The organism is Vibrio sp. R12-SG2-ISO1 (genome assembly GCF_059834045.1).
In genome coordinates, this window is sequence record NZ_JCBDGO010000004.1 from 94481 (window position 1) to 101936 (window position 7456).

The 7456-nt window shown below is 49.0% G+C and carries 8 protein-coding genes; 2 read left to right on the forward strand and 6 right to left on the reverse strand.

Annotated elements, in window-relative coordinates:
- The 4 genes from AC6R10_RS04340 to AC6R10_RS04355 all read right to left on the reverse strand — a co-directional run bounded on the left by AC6R10_RS04340 (window position 1) and on the right by AC6R10_RS04355 (window position 4850).
- Window positions 1-1038 (reverse strand): ABC transporter permease, encoded by a 1038-nt coding sequence (locus AC6R10_RS04340; protein WP_334552075.1) that lies wholly within the window; start codon window positions 1036-1038, stop codon window positions 1-3.
- Window positions 1038-2126, reverse strand: coding sequence for a microcin C ABC transporter permease YejB (locus AC6R10_RS04345; protein WP_334552076.1), 1089 nt, complete (start codon window positions 2124-2126; stop codon window positions 1038-1040). The genes AC6R10_RS04340 and AC6R10_RS04345 overlap by 1 nt, the downstream gene beginning before the upstream one ends.
- A gap of 41 nt (window positions 2127-2167) precedes the next feature.
- Entirely contained in the window at window positions 2168-3943 is a 1776-nt protein-coding gene (locus AC6R10_RS04350) for an extracellular solute-binding protein (protein ID WP_500671572.1), read from the reverse strand.
- Window positions 3944-4184: 241 nt separating this feature from the next.
- A complete protein-coding gene (locus AC6R10_RS04355; RefSeq protein ID WP_487902304.1) occupies window positions 4185-4850 on the reverse strand; it encodes an SH3 domain-containing protein in 666 nt (221 codons plus the stop codon).
- 225 nt (window positions 4851-5075) lie between these two features.
- Between AC6R10_RS04355 and AC6R10_RS04360 the strand changes: the two genes are divergently transcribed.
- A complete protein-coding gene (locus tag AC6R10_RS04360) occupies window positions 5076-5390 on the forward strand; it encodes a hypothetical protein (RefSeq protein WP_334552078.1) in 315 nt (104 codons plus the stop codon).
- A gap of 68 nt (window positions 5391-5458) precedes the next feature.
- Here the strand turns inward: AC6R10_RS04360 and AC6R10_RS04365 are convergent, their stop codons facing one another.
- Window positions 5459-5785: a 4a-hydroxytetrahydrobiopterin dehydratase gene (locus AC6R10_RS04365; RefSeq protein ID WP_334552079.1), complete on the reverse strand. Its 327-nt coding sequence runs from the start codon at window positions 5783-5785 to the stop codon at window positions 5459-5461.
- Window positions 5775-6569, reverse strand: a complete 795-nt coding sequence (gene phhA, locus AC6R10_RS04370; RefSeq protein ID WP_500671569.1) for a phenylalanine 4-monooxygenase — start codon at window positions 6567-6569, stop codon at window positions 5775-5777. The genes AC6R10_RS04365 and phhA overlap by 11 nt, the downstream gene beginning before the upstream one ends.
- A 225-nt stretch (window positions 6570-6794) precedes the next feature.
- On the opposite strand from phhA, the gene AC6R10_RS04375 reads away from it, so the two are divergent.
- On the forward strand, window positions 6795-7456 hold a 662-nt coding region (locus tag AC6R10_RS04375), incomplete at its 3' end, for an AMP-binding protein (protein WP_500671570.1).

Here is a 7456-nt window from a genome sequence, read left to right on the forward strand (position 1 = left end):
TTATCGTCCTTGGTGGTGGGGGTCAAACGCATCACGTACCGCTTCGCCGACGAAAACGAGCAAGGTTAGCATGATAGAGAGAACAAAGAAGGCCGAAAAACCGAGCCACGGCGCCTGCAAATTGGCTTTACCTTGCGCCAGTAACTCACCCAGTGATGGCGAACCGGCCGGTAAACCAAAGCCAAGGAAGTCAAGCGAGGTTAATGTTGTGACCGAACCGGATAAGATAAACGGCATCATGGTCAGTGAGGCGACCATCGCATTGGGCAACATGTGGCGACGCATGATGCGCCCGTCGCTGACGCCCATCGCATGCGCGGCGCGGACATAATCAAAATTTCGGCAACGTAAGAATTCGGCGCGCACCACGCCGACTAAGCTCATCCAACTGAAGGCCACCATAATCCCCAGTAACCACCAGAAATTCGGCTCGACAAAGCTCGACAAAATGATCAGTAAAAATAGGGTCGGCATTCCGGACCAAATTTCGATAAAACGCTGACCCAACAGATCCAGCCAACCACCGTAGTAGCCTTGCGTCGCGCCGACGGCAACACCAATCACGCTGGAAATGATGGTCAACACAAAACCAAACAGCACCGAAATTCGAAAACCATAAATGATTCGGGCCAGTACGTCGCGGCCTTTGTCATCTGTGCCGAGCCAATTGACGCTATCGGGCGCCGATGGCACGCTACCGGAAATATCAAAATTGATCGTATCGTAACTGAAACGGATCAGAGGCCAAATCAGATAGCCCTTCTCTTCAATAAGCTCGATCACATACGGATCGGTGTAATCGGCTTCGGTCTCAAACTCACCGCCAAATTCCGTTTCTGCGTATTGTTGAACGATAGGAAAATACCACTGCTGATCGTACTCCACCAGCAATGGCTTATCGTTGGCAATCAGCTCGGCAAACAAACTCACGGTAAATAAAACCAAGAAGATCCACAACGACCAAAATCCGCGCTTATTAGCCTTAAAGCGTTGCCAGCGAGCTTCGTTGAGCGGGTTACGTCTTTTCTTCGCTTGCATTAGCGCGCCTCAAAATCAATTCTTGGGTCAACCCAGGTATAGGTCAGATCGGAAATAATACTCAGCAGCAGTCCGAGCAGCGTCATGATGTAAAGCGAGCTAAACACCACCGGATAATCCCGCTGTATGGTCGATTCGAAACCGAGTAGACCTATGCCCTCAAGAGAGAACATGACTTCAATCAGCATCGAACCAGTGAAAAAGATGCTGATGAATGCCGCAGGAAAACCCGCGATAATGATAAGCATGGCGTTACGAAATACGTGTTTGTACAAGATAGAGCGGTCGTCCAATCCTTTTGCCCGCGCCGTCACTACATACTGTTTGTTGATCTCATCCAGAAACGAGTTCTTGGTCAGCATACTGAGCGTCGCAAAGCCGCCAATCACCATCGCACAAATCGGCAGCGCCAAATGCCAAAAATAGTCGAGGATTTGTTCATACCAACTCAGCTGCTCAAAGTTGGCCGACACCAAACCACGCAAGGGAAACCAGCTAAAGTAGTTGCCACTGGCAAACAAAATAATAAGGATGATGGCGAACAAGAAACCGGGAATGGCGTAACCGATGATCACCAGTGCACTGGACCAAATATCAAAGCGACTACCATGATGAATCGCTTTTAGAATCCCCAAAGGAATCGAGATCAGATAGATGATCAACGTACTCCAAAGCCCGAGGGAGATGGAGACGGGCAACCGCTCGACAATCAAATCAATGACGTTACCGCCTTTAAACAGACTTTCACCAAAATTAAAGGTCGCATAGTTTTTGAGCATCTCAACATAGCGCTCAAGCAGCGGCTTATCAAAACCAAACTGGACTTTAATCGCCTCCACCACTTCTGGATCCAAGCCGCGAGAGCCTTTATAACCACTCACGGCATTGTCATTGGAGACACTCAGGTCGACTTCGCTCCCACCGCCGGCAAAACGCTCCATAATACCGGAACCGAGCCCTTCCATCTGGGCTAACGCTTGCTCGACAGGGCCGCCTGGCGCTATTTGAATAATAAAGAAATTGATGGTGATGATCGCCCACAAGGTGGGGATCACCAACAAAAGTCGTCGAAATATATACGCTGCCATGTTTCCCTCGAATTGGCCTTGCTCAATATCGCCCTACAGGTTTAGCGGCGTTTTTCTGGCAATTTGTCCGCTTTTTGTTTATCGACCCACCAAGTGTCAACGCCAAGGTCGTATTTGGGCGTCACAGATGGGCGTCCAAACTTATCCCACATCGCAACGCGGTACTCGCCAACATGCCACTGTGGAATCACATAAAAGTTCCATTGCAATACGCGATCGAGCGCTTTACCCAGTGACAACAACGCCTGCGTATCTTGCTGACTGTTGGAAATCTCAAGCGTCAACGCATCCACGACAGGGTCCATCACACCGGCAGTGTTGTAGGTGGAGTCAATGTAGTTGGAGTTCCAAACGATCATTAAGTTCGGACTTGGATAAGGATTGGCGCTGTAAGACGAGGACACCATGTCAAAATCTCGGTCACGCAAGCGTTTGATATATTGGGTGGTATCCACCGAGCGAATGTTCATCTCTACGCCCATGAGCTTGAGATTTTTTTGCAATGGAATCGCAATACGCTCCGTGGTTGGGCTATAAATCAACAGCTCAAAGGTGAGCGGTTGACCGGTCTCTTTGTTGGTCATTACTTTGTCTTTAAGTGCCCAACCCGCCTCATCGAGCAGTTTAAACGCGACTCTAAGCTGGGCGCGAATTCGACCACTGCCGTCGGTGACTGGCGGCTGATACTCCTGGGTATACACTCGCGCCGGCACTTGAGTTTTATAAGGTTCAAGCACCGCTAATTCGCCCTCATCAGGAAGCCCTTTGGCTTCATAGTCAGTATTTTGAAAGTAGCTGCGCGTGCGACTGTATTGACCATAGAACATGTTTTTGTTCATCCACTCAAAGTCCATCGCGTAAGAGAGTGCTTCTCGAACCTTAGGGTCGCTGAACAGATCACGCTGGGTGTTAAACACGAACCCTTGGGTGTTCTCTGGCTTCTCATGAGGGATCTCTTGTTTGACAATGTATCCTTTATCAAAGTTGACCCCAGTGTAAGAATTCGCCCAAAACTTGGCGGAATTCTCGAGACGAAAATCAAATTCGCCCGCTTTAAACGCCTCGAGCATCACGGTGTCATCGCGGTAATAGTCGTATTGGATTTGCGCAAAGTTATCGCGCCCCACATTGACGGGAAGATCGCGTGCCCAGTAATCTTCTACCAGTGAATAGGTGACGCTCTGGCCAGATTGATAATCGGTGACTTGATAGGCACCACTGCCGATAGGTGGCGTCGATAATGGTTCGGAGAGGTTTTTGTCCTGCCAAAAATGTTTAGGCAGCACGCGCGTGGACTGCGCAAAGCTAAACAACTTTTCTCGATTGGGCGTCGCCATCTCAATGCGCACCGTGAGATCATCTTTAGCGGTCACAGATTGAATGTCTTGATAATAGACGCGGTATTGCGGCACCCCCTCTTTCATAAACTTATCGAAGGTAAAGGCGACATCGTGCGCAGTAATAGGCTGACCGTCGTGAAAGCGTGCTTTCGGGTTGATGTCGAGCTCTAACCAGCGGTAGTCATCCGAGTATCGGACACGCTGTGCAATTAAGGGGTAATAAGCATCGATCTCATCGCTTGGAGAGAACATTAAGGGATCGTATAGCTCGCCACTGGCCGCCGCCGCAACCCCGCGAGAAGCGTAACGGTTAAAGTTGTCGAACGTGCCGACTTGTCCATACGTCACTTTGCCATATTTTGGGGCGTCTGGATTGACATAATCAAAGTGGGTGAAATCTTGCGGATATTTTGCTTCACCAAATCCCACCAGTGTCGTGGTTTCAATGATAGCCGCATATGACGTGGCCATGTGCATCGCAAACGCGACGGCAACTAGGGTGCGCGTGATCGTGCCCATCGTTCTCTCCCTTTATTATCCTTTCCTGTCAACGAGGCCAACTCGACCTCGTTAAGACTACTATGTCCATCAAACCACGAGCACAAGACCGTACTCAGAGCACATAGTTTAGCAATTCAAATACTTGGATAAGTATATAACTAACTCCCGCCAAGATGTAAGCATCTGTGCGTCATGGTTTCGTCAATGTGTTTGGGGATCAGCGGTAGAAAATTTCGCCCGTTTGCGCGTTGAGGTAAATTTTGTTCGCCTGTTTCAAACCGCCGCAATAGACAAAGTAGATATCGTCGCTACTGAAGGTAACAGAACGCACCCAACCGCCCAACTCTTCAAAGTCTTCTGGCGAGCACGTCCCCTCTTTGAGCAAACTGTCGGTGGACTGGATAAAGCGGTCAAAAAAGGTTTTAAAATCGTCGGAATTTTCGATGTAGCCACTGACCGTCTCAATACGCTCTTCACGAGTAATCGTGGGCGCAACCTCGAGCAGTGCCTCCATCGGCACCCATTCAGCGACTTCCGGCCCCCCTTCTTCATACACGTAATAGGGTGAAATGCGTCCCCAACCGTCTTTTTTTTCCAAAACATGCAGTTTATCGCCGCGATACACAACACTCTCGATAAACGCCTGTTCATCGGGTTGCTCACGCACCCCAAGTTTGACTGGGTTCACGTAATAATCTGTGATGGGCTCGGGTTCTGGCTCAGGTGGCGCTTTTTTTTCCACAGGCTTTGGTGCCTCGGGCTCCGACTCTTGTGCGGCGAGTGCCAACGCATCTTGTTGAGGCTTATAATAAAAGATGTAATAACCGCCACCGGCACAAGCAATACCGACAAGCAGCAACAACACCATGATGATTTTTTTCATAGTTCCATACGCAAGCGCTTTGTCGTTACTGTAAAGAGTATAGCGACCATTATCAGTAACTCTTTAGCTTTGTACACAAGTTAAACAAAATTACGTTCAATTTTTTCGAACTAGTCCAACTAAAAACCATGATTTTTCGTGACCGAAATCACATTTAATATTCCTATCAAGCGCTGAGACAGACTCCAGCAAACTTAATTCCACCTACTTGTTGAGGAATACTCTATGAAAACTATCATCACCACTCTTGCACTCTCTTTGGTTACTGCAACATCAGCATTTGCTGCCGACAGCCACAACTACACCCTTGATGTAGCAACAGCAAATCACGGCGCAATCGTCACGGTACTTGACAACGGACAACCCGTCAGTGGTGTTGACGTCACAGTCCGTGGCAACGGTGTCAAACATTTCGTCAGTGGTTCAAAAGGAACATTCTACGCCGCTAACTTGTTTGATAACGGCCGCACTTTCACGTTCGAAATTATTGATGGCGATAAAACACTCGCCAAAGAGCAGCGTTACCTGACCGCAAACTAATACGCCGCACTGAGAAAAGACGACGCCCCTCACAAGCCGAATGCTAGTGAGGGGCGTTATGCTATCCGTTAAAAGCGGTCACACTTGGCCGCGCAGATAAAGTCGTTTTGGTGCAAGCCTTTGATGGAATGGCTCCACCAGGTGACGGTGACCTTTCCCCACTCCAGCAGTAGCGAGGGGTGGTGGAACTCCTCTTCAGCAAGCTGAGACACTTTATTGGCGAAGGCCCACGCCAGTTGATAGTTTTTAAAGCGATACTCTTTTTCCAATTGCGGGATGCCGTCTCGATCAACGATTTTCCATCCCTCCAACTCCGTTAATAGCAATCTTCGTTCCTCAGGGCCGAGGGGGGTGGCATCACTGTGGCACGCTTCACAACGCAATTCATTCAACATGGGAGATTTCCTTTGGTTCAAATAGTGGAGGGAGTAAGCCAGCTTGCATTGCCTGCTTGACGTGGGCCATTAAGTCCATGTTGCTCAGGGTATACAACTGCTGAAGATCCTCTAAAACAAAATATTGTGGCTGCATGATGTCAATTCGATAGGGCGTACGCAGCACAGTATGGAGATCAAAAGGGGTTCGTTTTGCACTCGCGTCATCCAATGCATACACAGTTTCACCAGGCGAAGAGAGAATCCCCCCGCCGTAAATCTTGGTGGCCCCGGCTTCTTTAACTAAGCCGAACTCAACCGTAAACCAGTACAATCTTGCGAGATAGACACGCTCTTCTGGTGTTGCCGCTAACCCCATTTGGCCATAGGTGTGCGTGTAAGCGGCAAAATCGGGATGAGTAAGCATGGCGCAATGGCCGAATATTTCATGGAAAAAGTCTGGCTCTTGGAGGTAGTCGAACTCTTGTCGTGAGCGTAAAAACGTCGCGACAGGAAATTTCTTTTGCGCCAAGAGCGCAAAGAACTTATCAAAACTGATCAACGCTGCCACTGGCTCCACTTGCCAGCCAGTTTCTCTGGCGAGTACGCGGTTAATGTCGCTCAGTGCCGGGACTCGGTCTCGGGGCAAATCCAGCAGCTTAAGGCCATCTAGGTAGGCTTGGCATGCGCGGGTTTGTACGACCGCCAACTGGCGCTCAACCAGGGCTTGCCAAATCTGATGTTCTTCTGCCGTCCAGTCGATCTGCCCTTGCGCATCGACAGGCTTAGAGTGATACGAGGTCATGATGTTAATCCATAACAATTTTGTTACATAAAGCGTATCCATACCGACATTGAGTGACAATCATGGCTTGTTCAATCACCGCCCAACCCAATGTAACAAATATTTTACATTTCCCAATTTTTTACTTGTTTTTCATGGATATGAAAAGAAGTGCAAGGTTTGACTTTGGCGATATTTGCACCAAAAATCAAAACAACGAAAACAATAAACACGCTGGATACGCCAATGACTGACTCTTCTGCTCTCTCCCCCGAACTGCTTTGGTCACCCACGACTGAGCGACAACGCAACGCCAACATGGCGCAATTCATTCAGCACATCAACATGCAAGGCCAAGCTATTGAGTCTTATCAGGATTTGCATACTTGGTCTGTTGAAAACCCTAACCAGTTTTGGCTCGAAATTTGGCAAGTCTGTGACGTGATTGGCTATCGCGGTGAGTGTATTAAGGGAGAAGGTCTAGCGAAACACGGTCAATTTAGTGCCAGTCGAGACACCATCTGGTTCCCTCAAGCACAGCTCAATTACGCAGAAAACTTACTCGCCTATGCGTATCAACGTCCAAATAGTCCGGCGATTTGGTTTCACAATGAATCTGGCGTAGAAACGCAGCTGAGTTGGCAAGCCTTGTGCGATCAAGTCTCCATCGTACAGCAGTGGCTGCGTCACAATGGCGTCGAGCGAGGTGACGTGGTTGCTGGCTACCTACCACACTGCCCTCAAGCGGTGATTGCTATGCTGGCAACCACCAGCCTCGGCGCGGTGTGGACCTCTACCTCTCCTGATTTTGGCGTAGACAGTGTGGTCGAGCGCTTTGGTCAGGTACAACCTAAGATCTTGTTTTGCTGCAATGGCTATCAATTCGGTGGCAAAACCCACTCTATGGT